At 61.9% G+C, this 20,847-nt stretch carries 25 protein-coding genes; 18 read left to right on the top strand and 7 right to left on the bottom strand.

The annotated features are described in order from the left end of the window. The first annotated feature begins 47 nt into the window (after nt 1-47). From fabA to BMZ97_RS16040, 5 genes are all read left to right on the top strand, one after another. Nucleotides 48-560, top strand: a complete 513-nt coding sequence (fabA, locus tag BMZ97_RS16060; RefSeq protein WP_092171242.1) for a 3-hydroxyacyl-[acyl-carrier-protein] dehydratase FabA — start codon at nt 48-50, stop codon at nt 558-560. A gap of 226 nt (nt 561-786) precedes the next feature. Further along, nucleotides 787-2,013 carry a beta-ketoacyl-ACP synthase I gene (gene fabB / locus BMZ97_RS16055; RefSeq protein WP_092171239.1) on the top strand — a complete coding sequence of 409 codons (1,227 nt, stop codon included), beginning with the start codon at nt 787-789 and terminating at the stop codon, nt 2,011-2,013. Nucleotides 2,014-2,019: 6 nt separating this feature from the next. After that, nucleotides 2,020-2,292, top strand: coding sequence for a DUF3303 domain-containing protein (locus BMZ97_RS16050; RefSeq protein WP_092171235.1), 273 nt, complete (start codon nt 2,020-2,022; stop codon nt 2,290-2,292). Between the two features lie 160 nt (nt 2,293-2,452). After that, the gene (gene fabI, locus BMZ97_RS16045; protein ID WP_092171232.1) at nt 2,453-3,286 is read left to right on the top strand and encodes an enoyl-ACP reductase FabI; all 834 of its coding nucleotides are present in this window, start codon (nt 2,453-2,455) and stop codon (nt 3,284-3,286) included. A gap of 191 nt (nt 3,287-3,477) precedes the next feature. Continuing rightward, nucleotides 3,478-3,723 (top strand): DUF2188 domain-containing protein, encoded by a 246-nt coding sequence (locus BMZ97_RS16040; RefSeq protein WP_092171229.1) that lies wholly within the window; start codon nt 3,478-3,480, stop codon nt 3,721-3,723. A gap of 28 nt (nt 3,724-3,751) precedes the next feature. On the opposite strand, the gene BMZ97_RS31280 is transcribed toward BMZ97_RS16040, so the two are convergent. Continuing rightward, complete coding sequence (locus BMZ97_RS31280; RefSeq protein WP_092171226.1) at nt 3,752-4,126, bottom strand: hypothetical protein; 375 nt, start codon at nt 4,124-4,126, stop codon at nt 3,752-3,754. 158 nt (nt 4,127-4,284) lie between these two features. On the opposite strand from BMZ97_RS31280, the gene BMZ97_RS16030 reads away from it, so the two are divergent. After that, the gene (locus BMZ97_RS16030) at nt 4,285-4,569 is read left to right on the top strand and encodes a GIY-YIG nuclease family protein (protein ID WP_092171224.1); all 285 of its coding nucleotides are present in this window, start codon (nt 4,285-4,287) and stop codon (nt 4,567-4,569) included. A gap of 88 nt (nt 4,570-4,657) precedes the next feature. On the opposite strand, the gene BMZ97_RS16025 is transcribed toward BMZ97_RS16030, so the two are convergent. Then, the gene (locus tag BMZ97_RS16025; RefSeq protein ID WP_092171221.1) at nt 4,658-5,890 is read right to left on the bottom strand and encodes an argininosuccinate synthase; all 1,233 of its coding nucleotides are present in this window, start codon (nt 5,888-5,890) and stop codon (nt 4,658-4,660) included. Nucleotides 5,891-6,143: 253 nt separating this feature from the next. On the opposite strand from BMZ97_RS16025, the gene BMZ97_RS16020 reads away from it, so the two are divergent. Continuing rightward, a complete protein-coding gene (locus tag BMZ97_RS16020) occupies nt 6,144-6,752 on the top strand; it encodes a 2-hydroxychromene-2-carboxylate isomerase (RefSeq protein ID WP_092171219.1) in 609 nt (202 codons plus the stop codon). Nucleotides 6,753-6,759: 7 nt separating this feature from the next. Continuing rightward, entirely contained in the window at nt 6,760-7,704 is a 945-nt protein-coding gene (locus tag BMZ97_RS16015) for an NHL repeat-containing protein (RefSeq protein WP_092171216.1), read from the top strand. Nucleotides 7,705-7,864: 160 nt separating this feature from the next. Here BMZ97_RS16015 and BMZ97_RS16010 read toward each other — a convergent pair whose 3' ends face one another. Then, entirely contained in the window at nt 7,865-8,941 is a 1,077-nt protein-coding gene (locus BMZ97_RS16010; RefSeq protein WP_092171214.1) for a M48 family metallopeptidase, read from the bottom strand. Nucleotides 8,942-9,058: 117 nt separating this feature from the next. Further along, nucleotides 9,059-9,616, bottom strand: coding sequence for a LemA family protein (locus BMZ97_RS16005; protein ID WP_092171211.1), 558 nt, complete (start codon nt 9,614-9,616; stop codon nt 9,059-9,061). Between the two features lie 200 nt (nt 9,617-9,816). On the opposite strand from BMZ97_RS16005, the gene BMZ97_RS16000 reads away from it, so the two are divergent. After that, entirely contained in the window at nt 9,817-10,605 is a 789-nt protein-coding gene (locus BMZ97_RS16000) for an ABC transporter permease (RefSeq protein WP_139221233.1), read from the top strand. A gap of 7 nt (nt 10,606-10,612) precedes the next feature. Next, nucleotides 10,613-11,368, top strand: coding sequence for an ABC transporter ATP-binding protein (locus tag BMZ97_RS15995; protein ID WP_092171208.1), 756 nt, complete (start codon nt 10,613-10,615; stop codon nt 11,366-11,368). 298 nt (nt 11,369-11,666) lie between these two features. On the opposite strand, the gene BMZ97_RS15990 is transcribed toward BMZ97_RS15995, so the two are convergent. Further along, a complete protein-coding gene (locus tag BMZ97_RS15990) occupies nt 11,667-13,508 on the bottom strand; it encodes a glycosyltransferase family 2 protein (protein WP_092171206.1) in 1,842 nt (613 codons plus the stop codon). A 463-nt stretch (nt 13,509-13,971) separates the two neighbouring features. Between BMZ97_RS15990 and BMZ97_RS15985 the strand changes: the two genes are divergently transcribed. The 7 genes from BMZ97_RS15985 (at nt 13,972) to BMZ97_RS31740 (ending at nt 19,193) form a co-directional block, all read left to right on the top strand. Next, nucleotides 13,972-14,769 carry a rhamnan synthesis F family protein gene (locus BMZ97_RS15985; protein ID WP_139221232.1) on the top strand — a complete coding sequence of 266 codons (798 nt, stop codon included), beginning with the start codon at nt 13,972-13,974 and terminating at the stop codon, nt 14,767-14,769. Nucleotides 14,770-15,069: 300 nt separating this feature from the next. Then, nucleotides 15,070-16,083, top strand: coding sequence for a glycosyltransferase (locus BMZ97_RS15980; RefSeq protein WP_092171201.1), 1,014 nt, complete (start codon nt 15,070-15,072; stop codon nt 16,081-16,083). Then, nucleotides 16,080-17,072, top strand: a complete 993-nt coding sequence (locus tag BMZ97_RS15975) for an NAD-dependent epimerase/dehydratase family protein (RefSeq protein ID WP_092171197.1) — start codon at nt 16,080-16,082, stop codon at nt 17,070-17,072. Before BMZ97_RS15980 ends, BMZ97_RS15975 begins: the two co-directional genes overlap by 4 nt. 6 nt (nt 17,073-17,078) lie before the next feature. Then, nucleotides 17,079-17,786: a class I SAM-dependent methyltransferase gene (locus tag BMZ97_RS15970; protein ID WP_092171194.1), complete on the top strand. Its 708-nt coding sequence runs from the start codon at nt 17,079-17,081 to the stop codon at nt 17,784-17,786. 53 nt (nt 17,787-17,839) lie between these two features. Beyond that, nucleotides 17,840-18,250, top strand: a complete 411-nt coding sequence (locus tag BMZ97_RS15965) for a GtrA family protein (protein ID WP_175525577.1) — start codon at nt 17,840-17,842, stop codon at nt 18,248-18,250. Between the two features lie 19 nt (nt 18,251-18,269). After that, nucleotides 18,270-18,875 carry a class I SAM-dependent methyltransferase gene (locus BMZ97_RS15960; protein WP_244546428.1) on the top strand — a complete coding sequence of 202 codons (606 nt, stop codon included), beginning with the start codon at nt 18,270-18,272 and terminating at the stop codon, nt 18,873-18,875. A gap of 189 nt (nt 18,876-19,064) precedes the next feature. Then, nucleotides 19,065-19,193 (top strand): hypothetical protein, encoded by a 129-nt coding sequence (locus BMZ97_RS31740; protein WP_280141748.1) that lies wholly within the window; start codon nt 19,065-19,067, stop codon nt 19,191-19,193. Between the two features lie 19 nt (nt 19,194-19,212). Here the strand turns inward: BMZ97_RS31740 and BMZ97_RS30755 are convergent, their stop codons facing one another. Continuing rightward, nucleotides 19,213-19,563, bottom strand: a complete 351-nt coding sequence (locus BMZ97_RS30755; RefSeq protein WP_139221231.1) for a hypothetical protein — start codon at nt 19,561-19,563, stop codon at nt 19,213-19,215. 38 nt (nt 19,564-19,601) lie between these two features. Beyond that, nucleotides 19,602-20,492: a hypothetical protein gene (locus BMZ97_RS15950; protein WP_092171187.1), complete on the bottom strand. Its 891-nt coding sequence runs from the start codon at nt 20,490-20,492 to the stop codon at nt 19,602-19,604. Between the two features lie 31 nt (nt 20,493-20,523). On the opposite strand from BMZ97_RS15950, the gene BMZ97_RS15945 reads away from it, so the two are divergent. Then, a complete protein-coding gene (locus BMZ97_RS15945; RefSeq protein WP_244546427.1) occupies nt 20,524-20,841 on the top strand; it encodes a hypothetical protein in 318 nt (105 codons plus the stop codon). The last annotated feature ends 6 nt before the right edge of the window (nt 20,842-20,847 follow it).

Raw genomic sequence — 20,847 nt, 5'->3', positions numbered from 1 at the left:
ATGAACCGCCGGCCCTGACGGCCGGAACGGAACGGAGCGGAACGAGAATGGAGCGGCAATCGTCATTCAGCTACGAGGAGATCCTCGCCTGCGGTCGCGGGGAGCTGTTCGGGCCCGGCAATGCGCAATTGCCGCTGCCGCCCATGCTGATGGTCGACCGCATCGTCGAGATCAGTGAGACCGGCGGCCCCAACGGTAAGGGCCTGGTGCGCGCCGAGCTCGATGTGCGTCCGGACCTCTGGTTCTTCGACTGCCATTTCAAGGGCGATCCGGTGATGCCGGGCTGCCTCGGCCTGGATGCGCTCTGGCAGCTCACCGGCTTCTTCCTGGGCTGGCTCGGCCTGCCCGGTCGGGGGCGGGCGCTGGGCGTCGGCGAGGTCAAGTTCGCCGACCAGGTGCTGCCATCAGTCAAGCAGGTGGTCTATGGCGTCGAGTTCAAGCGCGTCTTCAAATCGAAGCTCGTGCTCGGCATCGCCGATGGCTGGCTGGAGGCCGACGGCAAGCGAATCTACACGGTCAGCGACATGCGCGTCGGCCTGTTCAAGCCCGAAACCGCGTAGGTCGCGTCGCATCGGGCCGATGGCTCGATGCGATGCGACCGTCCTTTCAGGCTGCGAGCATCTTCGGCGCGGAAAACCGGTTCCCACTTTTCCGCCCGATGCTCCAGGAAAAGCGCCGCGCAGCCTTGCGCGCGCCTGCCGCGCGGTCCATGTGCGCGGTGACGACAGAAAAGAGCCGGGGTCCTGGAGCGCCGGCCGCATGAGATATCGAGCTGGAGAAGCGAGCATGAGACGCGTTGTGGTCACCGGGATGGGCATCGTCTCGTCCATCGGCAACAATACGCAGGAAGTGCTGTCCTCGCTGCACGAGGCCAAATCGGGCATCTCATTCATGCCTGAATTCGCCGAGCACGGCTTCCGCAGCCGCGTCGGCGGCGCGCCGACGCTCGACCCGGCGACCGTGCTGGACCGGCGCGCCATGCGTTTCCATGGCGGCGGCTCGGCCTGGAACCAGGTCGCCATGGAGCAGGCGATCCTCGATTCGGGCCTCGAGACGCCCGAGGTCAGCCATGAGCGCACCGGCATCATCATGGGCTCGGGCGGCCCTTCCACGCGTGCGCTGATCGACGCCTATGACAAGGCGCGCGAGAGCGGCTCCTCCAAGAAGGTCGGCCCCTTCGCCGTGCCCAAGGGCATGTCCTCGACCGCCTCGGCCACGCTGGCGACCTGGTTCAAGATCAAGGGCGTGAATTATTCGATCTCCTCGGCCTGCGCGACCTCCAATCACTGCATCGGCAATGCCTATGAATTGATCCAGTGGGGCAAGCAGGACGTCATCTTCGCCGGCGGCTGCGAGGAGCTCGACTGGACCTTGTCCGTGCTCTTCGACGCGATGGGCGCGATGTCGTCGGACTTCAACGAGACGCCGTCGCGCGCCTCGCGCGCCTATGACGTCAAGCGCGACGGCTTCGTCATCGCCGGTGGCGCCGGCGTCGTCGTGCTCGAGGAGCTCGAGCACGCCAAGGCGCGCGGCGCCAAGATCTATGGCGAGATCGTCGGCTATGGCGCGACCTCGGACGGCTACGACATGGTCGCCCCCTCCGGCGAGGGCGCGGTGCGCTGCATGAGGATGGCGCTGGAGACCGTCAAGGCGAAGGTCGACTACATCAACCCGCATGGCACCTCGACCCCGGTCGGCGACGCCAAGGAGATCGAGGCGATCCGCGAGGTCTTCGGGGCCGGCGAGAAGAGCCCGCCGATCTCGGCGACCAAGTCGCTGACCGGCCATTCGCTCGGCGCGACCGGCGTTCAGGAGGCGATCTACTCGCTCTTGATGCTGAACAACGACTTCATCTGCGAGAGCGCCCATATTGAGGAGCTCGACCCCGCCTTCGCCGACATGCCGATCGTGCGCAAGCGCATCGACAATGCAGGCCTCGGCTGCGTGTTGTCGAACTCCTTCGGGTTCGGGGGCACCAACGCCACGATCGTGATGAAGCGGCTGGAGGCGTAACGCCCCATGCTCTTCATGGTGATCGAGCATTTCGACCAGGCCCGGGTGAAGGAGGTCTATGCCCGCTTCCACGAGCGCGGCCGCATGGCGCCCGAAGGCCTGACCTATGTCGATAGCTGGATCTCGGCCGACTTTGCCCGCTGCTTCCAGATCATGGCATGCGACGACGTCACGCTGCTGCAGGAATGGGTGCTGGAATGGGCCGATCTCGCCCGCTTCGAGATCGTGCCGCTGGCCTCGTCCAAGGACACCGCAGCGGCGGTGAAGAAGCATTTGTAGTGCTGGCGCCCGTCTCGGGCTCTCATCTAAGAGTGAGAGCAGGATTGATGCGAAAACCGGTTTCCACTTTTTCGCATTCTGCTCTTGCGTGTTCATTGAAGCGCTTTGACCGATACTGCCTTTTGACAAGTCCTCGACGCTGACCTCTCGGGATATCCCCATGCTCCCCCTCATGCACAATAAGCGCGGCCTCGTCATGGGTGTCGCCAACCAGAACTCGATCGCCTGGGGCATTGCGCGCACCTTGCACGCGCATGGCGCGCAGATGGCCTTCACCTATCAGGGCGATGCGCTCGGCAAGCGGGTCAAGCCGCTGGCCGACAGCATCGGCTCGAAGCTCGTCCTGCCCTGCGATGTCGAGGACATCGCCACGGTCGACGCGACCTTCGCCGCGCTCGACGAAGCCTGGGGCGGCGATCCGGAGCGCAACACGCTGGACTTCGTCGTCCACGCCATCGGCTTCTCCGACAAGAACGAATTGAAGGGGCTTTATGCCGACACCAGCCGCGAGAATTTCTCGCGCACCATGGTGATCTCCTGCTTCTCCTTCACCGAGATCGCCAAGCGCGCGGCGCAGCGCATGCCCAAGGGCGGCAGCATGATCACGCTGACCTATGGCGGCTCGACGCGCGTCATGCCGAACTACAATGTCATGGGCGTCGCCAAGGCGGCGCTGGAGGCCAGCATGCGCTATCTCGCGGCCGATTACGGGCCCAAGGGCATCCGTGTGAACGCGCTCTCGCCCGGGCCGGTGCGGACGCTGGCTGGTGCCGGCATTTCGGATGCACGCGCCATGTATTCCTGGCAGCGCGCCAACTCGCCCCTGCGCAAGTCGGTTTCGCTGGAGGAGATCGGCGGCTCGGCGCTATATTACCTCTCGGATCTCTCCGGCGGTGTGACCGGCGACATCCACCATGTCGACGCCGGCTACAACATCACCTCGATGCCGGTGCTGGACGGCCTGCGCGCCGCCGATAGCGCAGCGGGCGAGTAGAGGTAGGCGGCTGCTAGAGCAGGATGCGAAAAAGTGGGAACCGGTCTTTCGCATTGATCCGGCTCTAACTTCTTGATGAGAGACGGATTCAGATTTCAGAACGGATCACTTGGTGATCCGATCTGAAATCATCCGGCTCTAGGAACAGAAACGACAGACCGCAGTTCACTTGTCGAAATAGGAGACGCGCGATGGTCACGGTCAGATATGAAGTCGTCGAGCATGATGGCGGCTGGGCCTACAGGGTCGGCGACGCCTTGTCCGAGACGTTTCGCACGCATGATGCCGCCCTCAAGGCCGCGACGAGCGCGGCGGCGCGGCAGACCCTGGCCGGCACGACCGACGGTATCGTCTATCAGGACAAGGACGGCGCCTGGCACGAGGAGCTCGCCGACGGCAAGGACAGGCCCTTGACCAGGGTCATCGACCAGAAATAGCCGCCGGTCCAGTGGTCGCGGGCCGATCTTACCGCACCGTGAAGAAGGTCAGCAGCACCTTGCCCTTCTCGCCGAGCAGGCAGAGGAAGCGGCGCGGCTTGTCCGATCGATCCGTGCGCAGATAGGCCTCGCCCATGATGATGCGCGTGATCGGCGTGTCCTCGACCTTGGTCTCGGCGGTGGCGATCGTCGCTCCATCCTCGTCGATATAGATGTCCTTGATCTCCGGATCCTTGGCCGAGATCGTGTGAAGCGCCGTCGTCTTGCAGGAGGCGATTTCGGTCGAGGCCGGCTTTTCGGGCGGCGTGCCGGAGGTTGGTCCGGCGGTCGGCGCGGTCTGGGCGAGGGCCGGTGCGGCAAGGCACGTCGCGATCAGCAGGGCAGGGAGAGTCTGGCGCTTCATGAGGTGCACTCGGTTTGAGGTGAGTGCTGAACGCATGAGATAGGCGGCGGTTCAAATGCGCTGTGTCATCCCGTGCGCGCTGCGGCGCGCAGTGCCGCTGCGCAGACACGGGACCGCAAGCAGGATTAAACTCCCTCGCCATCCGCGACGGAGTTTGCATGACCGCCCGCATCTACGCCGTCTACATCCTCGCGACCCGCAAGGATGGTCCGCTTTATGTAGGCTTCACCAATGATCTTGAACGTCGCGTCGCCGAGCACAAGAGCCACCAATTCTCCAGTCACACGGCGAAGTACAACATCGACCGCCTCGTCTATGTCGAGACTTTCGATGATCCATCGCAGGCGATTGAACGGGAGAAGGTCATCAAGAAGTGGCGGAGAGCATGGAAAGTCGCACTGATCGAGCGCGACAATCCGAATTGGAATGATCTGGCGGAGTAGGGCGGCTACTCGTCACGCGATCCCGCATCTGCGCAGCAGCACTGCGTGCCGCAGCGCGTGCGGGATGACACCGCGCTTCAGCTGATCGTCAAAGCCCCAGCTTCTTCTTGCGCTGGCCGAGCGTGCGCAGCCGCAGCGCGTTCAGCTTGATGAAGCCGGCCGCGTCGCGGTGGTCATAGGCGACGGCGCCTTCCTCGAAGGTGACGAGGTCCTGGTCGTAGAGCGAATAGGGGCTCGAGCGGCCGATCACATGCACGCCGCCCTTGTAGAGCTTGAGGCGCACCGAGCCGGCGACGAATTCCTGGCTCTTGTCGATCAGCGCCTGCAGCATCTCGCGCTCCGGCGAGAACCAGAAGCCGTTATAGATCAGCTCCGCATATTGCGGCATGATCTGGTCCTTGAGATGGGCCGCGCCGCGATCGAGCGTGATCGATTCGATCGAACGATGCGCGACGGCCAGGATCGTGCCGCCGGGCGTCTCGTACATGCCACGCGACTTCATGCCGACGAAGCGGTTCTCGACCAGGTCGAGCCGGCCGATGCCGTTGTCGCGGCCGAGATCATTGAGCCTGGCGAGCAGCGTCGCGGGCGAGAGCTTTTCGCCGTCGATGCCGACCGCATCGCCCTTCTCGAACTCGATCGTGATCACGGTCGGCTTGTCCGGCGCGTCCTCCGGCGAGATCGTGCGGGAATAGACATAGTCCGGCACTTCGACCGCCGGGTCTTCCAGCACGCGGCCTTCCGAGGAGGCGTGCAGCAGGTTGGCGTCGACCGAGAACGGCGCCTCGCCGCGCTTGTTCTTGGCGATCGGGATCTGGTGCTGCTCGGCAAAGGCGATGAGCTGCTCGCGCGAGCGCAGGTCCCATTCGCGCCAGGGCGCGATCACCACGACGTCGGGCTTCAGCGCATAGGCGGTCAATTCGAAGCGGACCTGATCGTTGCCCTTGCCGGTCGCGCCGTGGGAGACGGCGTCGGCATCGAGCTTTTCGGCGATCTCGATCAGCTTCTTGGCGATCAGCGGGCGCGCGATCGAGGTTCCCAGCAGATAGACGCCCTCATAGGCGGCGTTGGCGCGGAACATCGGGAAGACGTAGTCGCGCACGAATTCCTCGCGCAGATCCTCGATGAAGATGTTCTCGGGCTTGATGCCGAGCAGCAGCGCTTTGTCGCGCGCCGGTCCGAGTTCCTCGCCCTGGCCGAGATCGGCGGTGAAGGTCACGACCTCGCATCGATAGGTGGTCTGCAGCCATTTCAGGATGATCGAGGTGTCGAGGCCGCCGGAATAGGCGAGAACGACCTTCTTCACGCTTTTATCGGACATCGGGCAATCTTCCTGTTGCTGCGCGCTCCCGCGTCCCGTCGGGCCGCGTTTTGAACGCAATGGCGCACTATCGCAGCCTCAGCGGCGAAGCAATCGGAACCTTCTGATCGATCCCGCGTCTTCCCGTGATGGATCGGTGTTGATGACGCCCATCGCGAGCGACAGACCGCACCAACTGCCCTTGCAGTTGGATGTCTGGAAGCCGAAGCTCCGGACGCGCGATTTCAACCTAGATCATCGACTTGGAGGCTGAATGCCGAAGCGTCCTGTTCTGGACTTCTGGTACGAGTTCGCATCGACCTATTCCTGCTTGAGTGCGTTGCGGATCGAGGCTCTGGCGGAGGAGGCCGGCGTGACATTGCGCTGGCGCCCCTTTCTGCTCGGGCCGATCTTCGCTGCGCAAGGCTGGACGACGTCACCGTTCAACCTGTTCCCCAATAAGGGCCGCTATATGTGGCGCGACATGGCGCGTCGCGGTGGCCGCCACGGGCTGACGATCGTCAAGCCCGAGACCTTCCCGCAGAACTCGCTGATCGCGGCGCGGCTTGCGCTCGCAGGGCGCGAGGCCGGCTGGATGCCGGCCTTCTCGAAAGCGCTGTTCAGGGCCGAGTTCTGCGAGGGCAGGAATATTGCCGAAGAGGCCGTGCTCAACGCGGCGCTCAAGGCGGCAGGCGCCGATCCCGGCGTCGCCTACGCGGCCTCCCGCAGCGAGGAGGTCAAGGGCCGTCTCAAGGCCGAGACCGAATACGCCAAGTCGATCGGCATCTTCGGGGCGCCGACCTTCGTCACTGAGGATGGCGAGCTGTTCTGGGGCGACGACCGGCTCGAGGAAGCGCTCGACTGGGCCAAGGACGGGTGCTGAGCACGCCATGGCGGGCTTGCCGGATCGCAAGAATTTGCCGGATCGCAGGAGCTTCGTGTCGGGCGCGGCTGCGGGTTTGCTCTGCGCAAGCCTTGCTGCCGCCCAGGAGCGCCCCGCCATCGCCGGCGAGCCGCCACGCTACGACCAGCGCCCACTGAGCGTCGTTCCCAACGCACAGGCCATCGGCAGGCGCTATTGGGTGCCAGGCCTGAACGAGGGCTATGTGCCGCAAGGCCTGACCGTGACGGGGAGCGACATCCTCGTCGCGGCCTATCGCAGCATCGATCCCAGGCAGGATAACGGCCTCTCCCGAGTGTTTCGCCTGGCGCAAGGCGATGGCCGCCTTACCGGCAGTTTCGATCTGCCCGAGGCTTATGGCCATCCCGGCGGGTTGGCGGCACGCGGCACGACGCTCTTCGTCGCCAATTCCGGCCGGCTTCTGGCGCTCGATCTCCCGGCTTCGCTCCGCAGCGGCAGTCCCGCCATCATCGGGGAGCGACGCGTCGACAAGGCGATGGGCCCCTCCTTCCTGGCTTGCGACGGCGATGCGCTCTGGTTCGGGCCGTTTCGCCGCCAAGGTGAGGCTACGCTCTATGCCGTCCCGCTGGCGCGCATCTTCGAAGGAGGCAGCGAGCCGCTGCGCCCCGCAGATGCTGGCCGGCGCCTGCCTCTGCCGCTCCTGGCCCAGGGCGCGACCTTCGATCGCTCGGGCGGGCTCTGGATTTCGGAAAGTGCCGGCAACAGGCCAGGCGCTCTGCACCGGCTCGACGCTGGCAGCGGCGCCGTGCTGGCGAGCTATGCGGCACCGGGCGGCATCGAGGATCTCGGCTGCGCCACTGACGGCAAGCTCTGGGCGGTCAGCGAGGCGGGCTCGCAACGCTGGAGCCGCTGGGAGACCTTCTACCCGCTGGTCTTCGAAATCGATCCGGGCAAATTGATCGTGCGGGGCTGATTAGATCTAGGTTTCAAGACCATCCAGGCCGTCATTGCGAGCACCCGGGTCTTGCCTTCGGCAAGTCCGAGTACAGGCTCCGCGAAGCAATCCAGGCGACGTCGAGTGCTACCGCCCCTGGATTGCTTCGTCGCTTCGCTCCTCGCAATGACAGATGATGTCACGGACTGGCACTGCCGCCGCCCTGCGGCGGCCGCGCCCAGGGGCCGCGTGCGGCGGATTCCTCGACCATGGTCGGCAGGGTCTGCCGGTCCGCCAGCTTGGGCGGCTGCGGCGGCATCAATGGCACGCGCCCACCGGCGGTCTCGACCAGCGCCTGCACGCGCTTGGTGATGGAGGGGTGGGTCGAGAACAGATCGGCGAAATCGTCGGGATCGTTCTCGAAGCACATATCCATCACGCCCGAGGGCACGCCGTCGATATCGGCGCGGCCGGCGATCTTGAGCAGCGCCGAGATCATCGCATCGGGGTTCTTGGTCAATTCGACCGCGCCCGCATCCGCCAGATATTCGCGCGCCCGCGATAAAGACAGCCGGATCAGCACGGCGAGCAGCCAGGAGACCGCGATCACCGCGAAACCGATCAGGATCGCGGCGAAATTGCCCTTCTTGGTGTCGTCGGAAGAAATCCGCACGCGCCCGAGATTGCGGAAGATGATTTCGCCGACGAAGGAGATCACGCCGGCGATGACCACCGCGATCACCATCAGCTTGACGTCGCCATTGCGGATATGGGTCAGCTCATGGGCGAGCACCGCCTCGATCTCGGCATCGTCGAGCTGGTCGAGCAGGCCGCGCGTCACCGTGACGGTGAATTGCTTGTCGTTGACGCCGCTGGCGAAGGCGTTGAGTGCCTCGCTCTCGACGATGGCGAGTTTCGGCATGGTCAGGCCGCGCGAGATGCAGAGATTCTCCAGCATCCGGTAGAGTTTGGGATTGTCTCCCCGCGACACTGCGGTCGCGCCGGCAGCGGCGCCGATCAGCCCGACATTGATGCGGAAGCCGATGAAGATCCAGGCTGTAGTCGCGATCGTGATGAAGGGCCACCACGACCAGAACAATCGCGTCGCCTCGCTGAAGGCGCTGCGGCCGCGCGGCACGCCACTATGGCCGTAGCCGACCAGGATCAGGCCCCAGCAGGTGAGGTAGACCAGCAGGAACAGCCCGACGAGCAGGCAACCGGAGCGGATCCGGTTGTTGCGCTGATGTGTGTAGAGCCCGAAGGCCTGGCCGACCATCGCCGCCGCCCTGTCTGCCGGTTGTCGTGGCTAGAGCATGATGCCGAACCGAAGGTCCGCGTCAGCGAACAGTGGGAACCGGTTTTCGGACGACATCATGCTCTCGCTCATGTGCCTCTAGAACTTCACGGTCGGCGGCGCATCGAGCTGGGTCCGCGCCACCTCGCCGACATCGAAGAATTCGCGCGGCGTGAAGCCCATTTGCGGGGCGAACAGCACGGCGGGAAAAGCCTGGATCGCGCCGTTGAATTCGCCGACCGCATTGTTGAAGAAGCGCCGCGCCGCTGCGAGCTTGTCCTCGACATTGCCGAGATCGACCTGGAGCTGCTGGAAATTGGCGCTGGCCTTGAGATCGGGATAGGCCTCGCCCAGCGCCAGGAGCCGGCCGACGGCGCCCGACAATTGCTGCTCGGCGGCAGCCTGCGCATGCACGCCGGTTGCACCCTGGGCGGCATTGCGCGCCGCGATCACCGCGTCGAGCGTGCCGCGCTCATGGGCGGCATAGCCCTTCACCGTCTCGATCAGGTTCGGGATCAGATCGTGCCGCTGCTTCAATTGCACGTCGATATCGGCGAAAGCCTGGCCGACACGCTGCCGCATCGCGACCAGGCCGTTATAGGTGATGACCAGATAGACGATGACGGCTGCGAGCAGCCCCAGAATGACCCAGCCCATGGCGCGCTCCCCTGCAGGCAAAACCCGACGCGCAACCTCGCATGAAGGGTGGCGTTGGGGAAGCGGGGCGTCAATCGACTTCAGCAACGTGGCGACACAAACCATGCTAAAGCTGACAGCAATTTTGCCAAGATGCATCGGTCTATGGTGTGACGCGCTAAAGGGGCGGCCATGCCCTGTGCTGTCGGAGAATCGTAAGAATGAGTTTTGTTGTGCGAGGGGCTGCCGATGTCCTAGGGGGCGTCGAATCCTGGCGCATGTGGTGGATGTTGGCCAAAAACGATGTGATCCGCCGCTACCGGAGGTCTCGTATCGGCCAACTCTGGCTCACCCTTAGCATGGCGGCAATGATCTTCGGCATGGGCGCGGTCTACGCATCCTTGTTCGGCACCTCCATGTCCGCCTACCTGCCGCATCTCGGCACAGGCCTCGTTCTATGGGGACTGATTTCATCCACTATCATCGAAAGCTGCTTGAGCTTCATAGAAAATGACAGTATTATTCGCCAAGTTGCGCTGCCGCGTTTCACTTATTTGCTTCGAACGATTGCGCGAAATCTTTTCGTTTTCGCGCATAATCTAATCATCCTGCCGGTGGTTTATCTGGTCTTCGGATCGCCAATCAATTGGTGTATTCTCCTGTTCATCCCCGGTCTGCTGCTCGTGCTCGCCAATCTCGCCTGGGTCGGATATCTACTTGCGATCCTGTCAGCCCGATTCCGCGACATACCGCAGATCGTCGCGAGCATCGTTCAGGTGGCGTTCTTCGTCTCACCTGTCGTCTTCAAGCCGTCCCAGCTACGGATCGACCACCCAGTGCTCGTCCTGAATCCCTTCGCGAGCATGCTGGATGTGATGCGTGAGCCGCTCCTCGGTAATTTGCCGAGTGCGACCTCCTATCTCATTCTGCTTGGTCTGCTGATCGTCGGTTGGCTGTTGAGCTTGGCTTTCGCGGGCAAATACTCGCATCGCGTTGTCTACTGGCTCTGAGGGCATCATGGCTCATATCGTTCTGGACGGGGCGAGCGTCGAGCTCGCCATCTATAATTCACGCGGCCGCGGCCTGAAGAGCGAGATCCTCCGGCGCACTGTCGGCGGAGGCTTGCAGAATGATCGAGACAGCAGCATCCAGGTCGTTAAGGCGCTGAGCGAAGTCAGCTTAGAGGCCAGGGATGGCGATCGTATTGGCTTGATCGGAGGCAATGGCGCGGGAAAGACGACCCTTTTACGGGTGCTCAGCCGCGTCTACCCGCCGACTTCTGGCATCGCTTCGATCGAGGGGCGCGTCTCGTCGCTGATCGACCTCGCGATGGGCATGGATACCGATGCAACGGGCTACGAGAATATCGAGATGCGCAGCATCATGCTCGGGCTCGATTACAAGCAGGCGCAGGCGATCATTCCCGATGTCGAAGAGTTCAGCCAGCTTGGCGACTTCCTGTCGCTGCCCATCCGCACCTATTCCAGCGGCATGATGTTGCGGCTGGCCTTCGCTGTGAGCACAGCTGTTCATCCCGATATCCTGATCCTCGACGAAGTGATTGGCGTCGGCGACGCGGCATTCGCGGAGCGCGCCGAGGATCGGCTTCACAACATGATCCAGAAGGCCAGCATCGTGTTCCTGGCCTCGCACGACAACAATTCGATCAGGCGGTTCTGCAACCGCACGCTCTGGATGAAGGGCGGAAAGCTGATGATGGACGGGCCCCCGGACGAGGTGTTGGCGGCGTATGCTGCGGACAGCGCGGTTTGAACGGTCGAGTAAAATGACCTCCGATCAAAATTCCCAATAGCAGAGAATTTGCGGAGGTTCTTTCGTCGAAACTAACCTCCCTCAGGGCGTCGCCTTGGCAAAATCTCGAGATGAAATGCGGCGCTGCGTATTTCTGCTTGTGACCGGGCAGGGCGCTTTCCTGTGGTCAGCAGAGACATCCCATAGATGGATCGCGCCCGATCATACCGCAGCTTGTCGCTGCGAGGTTTGCTTCTTGCAGAGCCGAGTTCAGACCCCGCTGCTCCATGGGGCAAAGTTAGTCAGCAGGTCGTCATGCCTATTCGGTCCGGATCGTCACCGCCTCGCTCGTGCGGGTCAGGTGAGGCGAATAATAGGGATCGAGCGCGACGTAACCCTCCCAGCGCACCTTTAAAATCTCGCTTTCACTCTGAAACCGGGCGCGCTTCTCTGGCCCTATTTCGTAGCCGCGCGACTTGCTCTCGAAGTGATAGAGCTCGGCGAAGGGTGTCCAGACATTATAGTAGCCGGCCGCGTGCACCTTGAGGCAGAAGTCGACGTCGTTGAGGGCAATCTTCAGGGAGATCTCATCGAAGCCGCCGACCTCCAGCGCGATCGAGCGCTTGACGGCGAGACATGCAGCGGTCACGGCGCTCAGGTTCTGCGTGACGCGGAGGCGGCCGAAATAGCCGAAATCGCCTTTCTCGAAGCCGCGATAAGGGTGGCAGGCAATGCCGCAAACGCCGACGAAGACGCCCGCATGCTGGATCGTGTCGTCTTCGTAATAGAGCTTCGCGCCGACACAGCCGATTTCCGGGCGGGCCGCGTGAGTCACGAGCTCCGACAGCCAGCCCTCTCCGATGACGCTGGTATCGTTGTTGAGGAAGACAAGGACATCGCCCCGCGCTTCCCTGATGCCGAGATTGTTCATCGCGGAATAGTTGAATTCGGCCGGATAATCCGCGATCAGAACCCCTTCCTGCCGGAAACGATCATAGAGCCGTAGCGTTTCCTCGTCTGTCGAGCCGTTGTCTACGATCAAAATCTCGTAGCGGGGATAGTCCGTCCTCGATCGGATCGAGGCGACGCAGGCCCCGATGAGTGCCGGCATGTTCTTGTTGGGGATGATGATCGTCGCGAGCGGCGCGGGCTCGGGCAGGCGATAACGAATCCTGGCGACAGGGGCGTCATCGAGGAGGGTTACCTCGCCTTCACGCCCTGTGCGGGCCAGATGGCTGGCGATAGCGCTTGCCATCGCCGCGGCGGCGTAGGGCTTGGCCGCGTCGCTTCCGGCGGTGGAGTTCTCCGCCACGCGCCAATGGTACAGGATCTTCGGGATGTGCAAGATCTGACGGCGATCGAGTGTCTCCGTTACCTTGAGATACAGATCGTGGTCCTGAGCGCCCTCCAGGCCGAGTGTCCAGCCGCCGACCTTGCGCACGTCCTCGCCTTTTAGGGCGGCCAGGTGACTGATGTAGTTGAACGAGCGGAGTAGATCGGGCGACCAGTCGGGTTTGAAGTGAGGATCGAAGCGCTTGGTCCCGGAGGCGTCGATCTTGTCCTCGTCCGAATAGATCAAGCGGGCATGCGGGTTCGCCTCTGCCGCGAGCGCGACTTCGAGCAGCGCATGCGGCCGAAGCAGGTCATCGTGGTCGAGCGGTATGATCCAATCGCCTGTGGCCAGGGCGAGCGACGCGTTCGAAGCGGCGGAAATGTTCTGGTTCCGGGTGAGACGGGTCCATTTGATGCGCGGCTCCTCTCGGCTGAGGCTGTCCAGAAACGCCGCAATGCGAGGACTCGACGATCCATCGTCGCAGATGCACAATTCCCAGTGCGAATAGATCTGGCTCCGCACGGACAGTACCGCAGCTTCGAGCAAAGCGGCGGGGGTCTCGAACACCGGCATGATGATGGAGAAAAGCGGCCGCTCCCTTAGGGTTAGCAATAGAGCGTCCATAGCGGCCCGATCATCTACGGGCCGGTCGTCGAACCGCGCGATCCAGTCCTCGTAGCGTGCCTCCTGCCGGACGGTACGCTGAAGGCGACGGAGAAGACCGCGTGCGCCCTCATTGCGAAGGACGTCGCTTGCCCGCCGTAGCGCCGCACCAAGCCCCCCGGCACGGCGAACTGCGCGCCAGAGCGGCTCCGTGATGCTCGGCATGACGATTGGTCTACTCCGCCGCTTAAATTCTACGGCTTTCTGCGCCGAGGGAATGATATCAATTTGAGAACGAATAATGCGAGACAGCGACCCGTTCAAGCATGCCCGCTTCAATGACCGCCTTCCCCGCCAGAATGCGGTCAATCTAGTTCAGGCAGGAAATACATGTTCGCTCGGTCTCCCATCTGCCGCGAAGCTCCAGCGGTATTGTCGGGAACCGCAGTCCCGACTTTCCGGGCGCCTCGCTATCCGTGTGATCGGCGGCTATGTCGCCTGCGTACATGTCCTGACCACAAAAGCCCAGGCTGCTTGTGGGAACAGGGATGCTATGTGTTGAAATGGTCGCTGGCCGGTCCATGCCTCATTTGGTGATTCCCGATCCGTGATTTTCCGCCCATCGCCCCCCTCAGAGCCGCCGATCCTTGTTAGAGGCAAGGCCTTCGCTCGTCATGTGTTGCAGAAGGTGGCCGGGCTGACGCTTGGTGCCGTTTTCGTGTCGGATACCGGCAGATCTCTGCGGAAGCGCTGGGCTACCCGAAGAGCGCGGGCCGAATGGCCGGGCCTCAGGGTCGCCATCGTCGCTCATGCCTATTACCCGGACCTGATGAACGAAATCCTGGCCTGCCAGGCGTTGCTCCCGGTCGGAACGCCGGTCCATGTCACCGTTCCGCCGGAGCGGAGCGCACTCCTGAGGGAGGCGGTGATCGGCGCGCAGGACGTGTTCGTTCATGAACACGACAATCGCGGCCGTGACATCGCTCCGTTTCTGGCCGTGCTCGGGTCAGGCGCGCTCGACGGCTATGACGCCGTCCTGAAGCTGCATACCAAGCGCAGCCCGCATCTGCTGGATGGAGAGATTCGCCGCAAATTGCTGTTCGACAAGCTGTGTGGGGATTGGAACGCCACGTGCGGGGCGCTTTCGGCCTTCAAGCAGGCATCGACCGGGATCGTCGGCTGGCGGCAGTGTTGGCGGGCGACACCGTCCTACTGGATGGCCAACGAGGTGCGCGCGCGGGAGGTCGCTGAACGGATGCAGGCCCCTGAGAGCGCGATTCGCCTGGGCTTCTTCGAAGGCACGATGTTTTGGTTTCGGCCCGCCGCGCTGGCGTCGTTGCGAGAGCTCGACCTGCGGCCGGAGGATTTTGAACCGGAGGCGCGTCAACTCGATGGCACTTTACACCATGCCGTTGAGCGGTGCTTTACGATTGCGGCGTGGTCGCGCGGGTTCACTGTGCGCGATTTGAAGGGGCGCGTTCTGTGATCGTCGCGAATATCCGTCGGGGCTCGGTGCTGGTATCTCGGGCAGCCCGCCGGTCTTGACCGATACAACACGGGGAGCCGGATCCCCGACGCCGCAGCTAGAAGCGTAATATGCCAGATTATTTCAATGTAGCGCCGGTAACATGGGTGGCGGTGCGTAACAGGCGAACCGGCTGCCATTCAAAACTAGCATCTGCGGTCGCTTTCTCGTAGATCGCTTGGGCGCGCCTTGAAGAGAGCCATTCATCTCTCGTTGCGATCTGATCGCGCTGGAGCGGTCGATAAACCGGGGTCCCTTTTGATGGCTTACGATTCGAGCATCTCCGTCTCCGTGGTTGTCCCGGTGTATTCGGGCGAGGCGTATTTGCGCGACCTTATCGATGAGTTGGGGAAGGTTCGGGCGGATTGGCATGAACGCGGCGCGCCGATGGATCTGTCGGAGGTCATTCTTGTCGACGATTCCGCTATCGATGGATCGCCGGCCCTGCTGGACAGTCTGGCCAAGGAACACAACTGGCTCACCGTCGTCCATATGATGCGGAATTTCGGCCAGCATGCCGCAACCATTGCGGGCGTCCTGCACAGCTCCGGTGATTGGGTCGTCACGCTCGACGAGGACCTCCAGCATCCGCCGACGGAGATCGAGACGCTGCTCAGGCAGGCTGTGATCGAAGGGGGCGATATCGTCTATGCACGCCCCGCCAGCGCGGTTCACGAGGCGCGTATGCGGGACTGGGCCTCGAAAGGGTTCAAGCGGCTGATGGTGTTCCTGACGGGAAACGCGAATATCGTTCACTTCAACAGTTTCAGGCTGATCCGAGGTTCCCTCGCACGGGCGGCGTCGAGCGTCTGCGGCTATGAGACCTATTTCGATGTGGCCCTGTCGTGGTTCACCAACCGCGTTCGGTTTCGCGATCTCGAACTCAAGGACCGGCGCTTCATCAGCAGCGGGAGGAGCGGCTATAATTTTTCGCGCCTTTTGAGCCACGCACGGCGTCTTCTGATCTCGAGCCAGGTCAAGATTGTGCGCTTGTTTGGTCTGGTCGGCATGGCCATCGTGGCGGCGAGCGTCATCGGCGCAGGCGCCTTGCTGGTGGACAAAGTCGTCTCGCCCGCGAGCATCGTCGTGACCGGATGGACGTCTATCATGCTGACGATCGTATTTTTTGGAGGATTCATCACGTTCATGGTCGCGCTGGCCCTGGAGTATCTCTCGACTCTGGTTCTCGCGGCTCATGGCAAGCCGAGCTTCTTCGCCGTGGATCGCTCGATCGATGAGCCCCTTGCACGGTATTTTGCTTCCGAAGCGGCATGATCCTGATCTTCCGCCAGGGGGATCCGGGGAGCGGCGCCTGCCAGGCGGTCGCTCTCTTCGGAGCCGGGCTCGTTGGAAGAGCCGTCGTCGACGCGCTGAGGCGTCGTGGCGGTGCAACATTCGTCGAGTTGCCGCTGGATTGGAATGACGCATCGCGACGAGCGGATGATCTGACCGGGCTGACGAATGCGCTCCTTGCGCGACGCGATACGGCCAGCATTCAAGCGCTCGACATCGTCTGGGCTGCCGGGAAAGCCGGTTTCGGAGCCGGGCCCGATGAACTGGCCCGGGAGATGGAATCCTTCAGGGATATTCTGAACTGGACAGTGTCTGTATCGTCGCTCTTGCCGGGCGCGAGGGCTGGCTTCCATCTGCTGAGTTCGGCAGGGGGATTGTTCGAAGGACAGCGCTTCGTTGACTTTGCATCCCCGCCGCAGCCATTAAGGCCCTATGGTGTGGCCAAGCTGGAGCAGGAAGGGCTAGTCGGTCGATTGCCTGCGGGGATGGTGACCCAGATCTATCGCCCGACCTCGATCTATGGCTTCAGCGGGGATGGCGGGCGGTCGGGCCTCATCAACACCTTGATCTTGAACGCCAAGCGGCACTCGGTCTCGCGCATTTTTGGTGGGATGGACACGGTCCGCGACTATGTCCTCGCTACCGACATCGCCACATTCATCGCGGCGCGGATCATCCGGCCAGGGACGCAGTCGCAAACCTATCTCCTGGCCAGCGGCAAACCTGCATCAGTGAGCGAAATAGTCCGCGTCGTGAGCAAAGTGATTGGAAATCCGCTCTACCTCAAGCTAGACGTGCAGCCTTCGAACGCCAGCCACATCACCTTCCGGCCATCGGCTCTGCCTTTAGGCTGGCGGCCAACCGATCTCGAAACGGGAATCCGCTTGGTAATGCGTCAGTTGTCGGGGGCGTTCGAGGCCGGGGCTAGGCAATCTGTTCCCAGGAACATAGCTCAGCCAAAGGGAGGTTAAGGGCGTATGGATCCCCAGCAATCACAGACCGCAAAGACGTTCGATAGCTACAAGGACACCTATTCGAACGCTGTCGATGCCTCCGTGTCGTTTACCGGGCTGTCGACGGATTTCTTCACGAAGGTGAAGGCCGACTATATCATCGATGTCACGCAGGCGCGCCAAGGGGTGCCAAAGGAGCTTTCGGCCCTCGATGTCGGATGTGGCGTCGGCAATTACCATTCCTTGCTGTCACCGCATTTCAAGGCCCTGTCCGGTGTCGACATCTCCGCCGCCTGCGTTGAGACGGCCCGCGGGCGCAACGCCACTGTCGACTACAAGGTCTATGATGGCGTGACCTTGCCCTACGAGACCGGCACGTTCGACGTCGCCTTCACGATCTGTGTCATGCACCATGTGCCGCCTTCGCAGTGGCAGGGCTTCGCCCGCGAGATGCGCCGCGTGCTGAAGCCGGGCGGTCTGGCGCTGATCTTCGAGCACAATCCTCGCAATCCGCTGACGATGCGCGCCGTCAACCAATGCCCGTTCGACGCCGATGCCGTGCTGATGCGAAGCGAGACCACTGAGGCGCTGTACCGGGAGGCCGGTTTCAAGGACATCGTCTCGCGCTACATCCTGTCGGTCCCGCCGGCGAATGGCTTGCTGCGCCGCGTCGACCAGCTTTTCGCCAGGCTCCCTTTCGGCGGACAGTACTATGTGGCTGCGACCGCGTGACATTCTCACGTTTCACAGGCTGGCTGGCCCGACAGGCCGTTTCGGATCGGCTGTTGGTCAAGGCGATTCGCTTTGGCTTGGTTGGCGTTCTCAGCGGGGCAATTTTTTCCGTTGTCACGGCCCTGTTTGTCAGGCTGGCCGGAACCGATCCAAAGCTGGCCTCCGTCGCGGGCTATCTAGCCTCTATGCCTTTGAATTTCGTCGGAAACAGACGGTTCTCGTTCAGGTCGGCAGGTTCGCTCGCCGGAGATCTGACGAGATTTGCCCTGCTTCACACCTTCAATATTCTGCTCACAGTTCTGTCCATGGGCGTCGTCGTCGATCTGCTGCGTCTCCACTACGCTGTGGGAATGGTCGGCGCGATCATCCTGGTGCCCTTGGTGAACTTCGCCGCCATGAATTGGTGGGTTTTCCGGCGACGAGGCATCCAGCGGGAGCCGTCTCAGTCCGTTCGCCCGAAATAAATCACGAAAGATACTATCGATGATCAAGAGATTACTTGAGTTGCCTTTTGTATACCAATCGTTCCAAGAACTCGGCGGATTCTTCGGCGCGCGCGTGAAGGCGATTTCCGAGTTTCTCGATATCCGGCCAGGTATGCGCATCATCGATATCGGCTGCGGGCCGGGGTACATTGTAAAGTATCTCCCCGAAGGGGTCGACTACGTAGGCTTTGATATCGACGAGTCGTATATCGCGCACGCAAACACTCAATTCGGGGATCGCGGGCGGTTTTTTTGCCGTTTCTTTGATGCTGCCGCGGCGTCGGAATTCGGGCCGGTCGACATCGTGATGATGAATGGCGTCCTGCACCATATTTCTGACGACGAGCTCACTATCACGCTTGGCAACATCCGTTCCGTGCTGGCGGCAGGCGGCACCCTCTTCTCTCTCGACGGGTGTTACCGACAGGGACAGTCAGCGTTCCGCAAATGGATGCTCGACAACGATCGGGGGCAATTCGTTCGCGACGAAGCCGGGTATCGTAAAATTCTTGGTCAGAATTTCGATACTGTCGATTTACACATTCGAGAGAATTATTCTCGAATTCCTTATACTTTCGTTGTTGGTCTCGCAGGGAAAGCGTAATGATGTATTCCTGGCGAATGGATTATTCGATCGCAAGCTATTTGTCTGAAATGTAGCGACTCAATTCTGCTAAAATACTGGTCATCGTGCTGGCGATCGGGGGACTGGTTCTACGGGCCATATCTGCTGATGCGTTGGGGTCGCGCCTCGAGGCGACACTTGCCTATTCAATTTGCGTCTGGCGGGGCGATGCTCGCGATCAGCGACGCTGTGAAGACCCATGCGAATTCGGGCTTCGCCACCTTCGCCACAGTGAAGGATGGGATCGAGGCTGGTGAGATCACGACCACGGCCGAGATCGACGCCGCTTTTGCCTGAGCCGCCGCGCGGCAACGTCCTACATCCTCATTATCGACGCGAGAATCTGAGGCGGCAAGACCGCGACGAGGAGCATCGCCGCGATTGCGGTGGCGGCTACCCACTTCGTCATGTTGAACAGCGACAATACGGCGATGCAAAAAGCCAGCGTCCACACTGATTGGAGGGTTGGGATGCTGCTCGCAAGCAGCAGCGTCACCCCAAAAAGCGCGATGGCGCGAGCCATTCGAACAGCCAAATGCCTGAACGAGCCGGAGAGCACAGCCGCGAGGATTTCATCGATAGGGTCGTGCAGATCCTGTATGTCGGTTCGCGTCTCGGCCTCATCAGCCTGTCGTGAAGGACTCTCTAGTTTCGAAAGTTGTGTCACCGCTCAAAACCCAGTTCGCCGGCTATGACGCATCAATCTCAATTGCCGCGCCCGCCGCGCACCGTAACAACCTGGCGCGTAAATGGGTCTGGCCACACCACCTCAGCAGACTCTACGCCCTCATAGCGGAAGTCGGACTGGAATTTATCTGCCTCCTTGTTCCAGACGATGACGGGGCGCTCCACGGGGGCCGGGTCAATTTGGAACGCGACCATACCGCTGTAAAACTGAATAGAGTAGACTTGTTGGAATTCCTCAACGACGCCGGGGTTGTCGATGTGAGGATATTCTCCGGGGAAGAATTCGTTGGCGTTCGCAACAAGCAGGTCTGTCGCGCTCTTGGCGTAATTCAGGAACGATCTATCTCGGTGGCGCGAAAATTCTTTCATGAAACTCGTGCAGGTGTCCTCGATAACAACGACGCATGGTTTCTTGGCTGCGCGGATAGCCGACTTGGCCGTAACGATTTGCTGAAACGACTGATGGCCGCCATCGTCCAGTAAGGCGTCGAAGGCCCCAATTTGCGTAAACGCTTGCTCCCAAAACGCCGGGTCGCCCTGGTCGCCTATCAGGATTTCAAAGCCATCCTCCCTCCATTTTGCAGCGGCCGGGTTCATATCGACACCAATAATTCGTGCGCGCGGTCCGAGCCATTCGCGCCACATGAATAACGAGCCACCGTTCAGTACGCCCGTCTCTACAAAAGTGCATTCTGTTCCTCGAAGATGAGAGAATAGCTCCGCGTAAATGGCGAAGTAATGCGTTATTTTGATTGACGGTTCCGGCGAGTTAGCGAAGCAATTTTTGATATCCTCGACCACTTTATCGAAATCTCGATTTCTTGCCATTTCGCCCTCGTCCTTGATGCTGTGAAGAACACTCCCGTTTCGAAGGGCGATGTCAACCTTTGAATAGCCACCCGCCGCCATCAGGCGGTTTTTTCATGCCTGGAGCATTGCCATGCTGCGCATCGCTGCCCGGGCGCTGCAGGCCTGCGCCTGCGCGCCGGCCTGGGCCCATAGCTGGTACCCTTATGACTGCTGCAGCGATCGCGATTGCTGGCCGATGAGCCTCGACAGCGATGCGCGCGAGCCCGACCCGGAGAGCGTGCCGGGCGGCTACCGCCTGCGCGACGGCACCTTCGTCGCCGAGGCCGAAACCCGTCCCTCGCGCGACGGGCGCTTCCACATCTGCCGCGAGGGCGGCCGGGCCAACGGCGGCGTGATCGCGCCGATCGACAAGCCGGTCTGCCGGTTCGTCCCCAAACCGACCTTCTGACCTCGT

The organism is Allobosea sp. OK403 (assembly GCF_900113835.1).
In the GTDB taxonomy this organism is placed as follows: domain Bacteria; phylum Pseudomonadota; class Alphaproteobacteria; order Rhizobiales; family Beijerinckiaceae; genus Allobosea.
The sequence above is the reverse complement of the archived record's forward strand: the minus strand, read 5'-3'. Positions and strand labels throughout refer to the sequence as shown.

Coding starts and splice junctions, on each gene's coding strand:
- fabB (WP_092171239.1), top strand. CDS start 787: ATGAGACGCGTTGTGGTCACCGGGATGGGCATCGTCTCGTCCATCGGC.
- BMZ97_RS15975 (WP_092171197.1), top strand. CDS start 16,080: ATGATCCTGATCTTCCGCCAGGGGGATCCGGGGAGCGGCGCCTGCCAG.
- BMZ97_RS15950 (WP_092171187.1), bottom strand. CDS start 20,492: ATGGCGGCGGGTGGCTATTCAAAGGTTGACATCGCCCTTCGAAACGGG.
- BMZ97_RS16040 (WP_092171229.1), top strand. CDS start 3,478: ATGGTCACGGTCAGATATGAAGTCGTCGAGCATGATGGCGGCTGGGCC.
- BMZ97_RS15980 (WP_092171201.1), top strand. CDS start 15,070: ATGGCTTACGATTCGAGCATCTCCGTCTCCGTGGTTGTCCCGGTGTAT.
- BMZ97_RS16015 (WP_092171216.1), top strand. CDS start 6,760: ATGGCGGGCTTGCCGGATCGCAAGAATTTGCCGGATCGCAGGAGCTTC.
- fabA (WP_092171242.1), top strand. CDS start 48: ATGGAGCGGCAATCGTCATTCAGCTACGAGGAGATCCTCGCCTGCGGT.
- BMZ97_RS15990 (WP_092171206.1), bottom strand. CDS start 13,508: ATGCCGAGCATCACGGAGCCGCTCTGGCGCGCAGTTCGCCGTGCCGGG.
- BMZ97_RS15970 (WP_092171194.1), top strand. CDS start 17,079: ATGGATCCCCAGCAATCACAGACCGCAAAGACGTTCGATAGCTACAAG.
- BMZ97_RS15945 (WP_244546427.1), top strand. CDS start 20,524: ATGCTGCGCATCGCTGCCCGGGCGCTGCAGGCCTGCGCCTGCGCGCCG.
- BMZ97_RS16050 (WP_092171235.1), top strand. CDS start 2,020: ATGCTCTTCATGGTGATCGAGCATTTCGACCAGGCCCGGGTGAAGGAG.
- BMZ97_RS16010 (WP_092171214.1), bottom strand. CDS start 8,941: ATGGTCGGCCAGGCCTTCGGGCTCTACACACATCAGCGCAACAACCGG.
- BMZ97_RS16005 (WP_092171211.1), bottom strand. CDS start 9,616: ATGGGCTGGGTCATTCTGGGGCTGCTCGCAGCCGTCATCGTCTATCTG.
- BMZ97_RS15960 (WP_244546428.1), top strand. CDS start 18,270: ATGATCAAGAGATTACTTGAGTTGCCTTTTGTATACCAATCGTTCCAA.
- BMZ97_RS16030 (WP_092171224.1), top strand. CDS start 4,285: ATGACCGCCCGCATCTACGCCGTCTACATCCTCGCGACCCGCAAGGAT.
- BMZ97_RS16000 (WP_139221233.1), top strand. CDS start 9,817: ATGAGTTTTGTTGTGCGAGGGGCTGCCGATGTCCTAGGGGGCGTCGAA.
- BMZ97_RS31740 (WP_280141748.1), top strand. CDS start 19,065: ATGCTCGCGATCAGCGACGCTGTGAAGACCCATGCGAATTCGGGCTTC.
- BMZ97_RS31280 (WP_092171226.1), bottom strand. CDS start 4,126: ATGAAGCGCCAGACTCTCCCTGCCCTGCTGATCGCGACGTGCCTTGCC.
- BMZ97_RS16025 (WP_092171221.1), bottom strand. CDS start 5,890: ATGTCCGATAAAAGCGTGAAGAAGGTCGTTCTCGCCTATTCCGGCGGC.
- BMZ97_RS16020 (WP_092171219.1), top strand. CDS start 6,144: ATGCCGAAGCGTCCTGTTCTGGACTTCTGGTACGAGTTCGCATCGACC.
- BMZ97_RS15995 (WP_092171208.1), top strand. CDS start 10,613: ATGGCTCATATCGTTCTGGACGGGGCGAGCGTCGAGCTCGCCATCTAT.
- fabI (WP_092171232.1), top strand. CDS start 2,453: ATGCTCCCCCTCATGCACAATAAGCGCGGCCTCGTCATGGGTGTCGCC.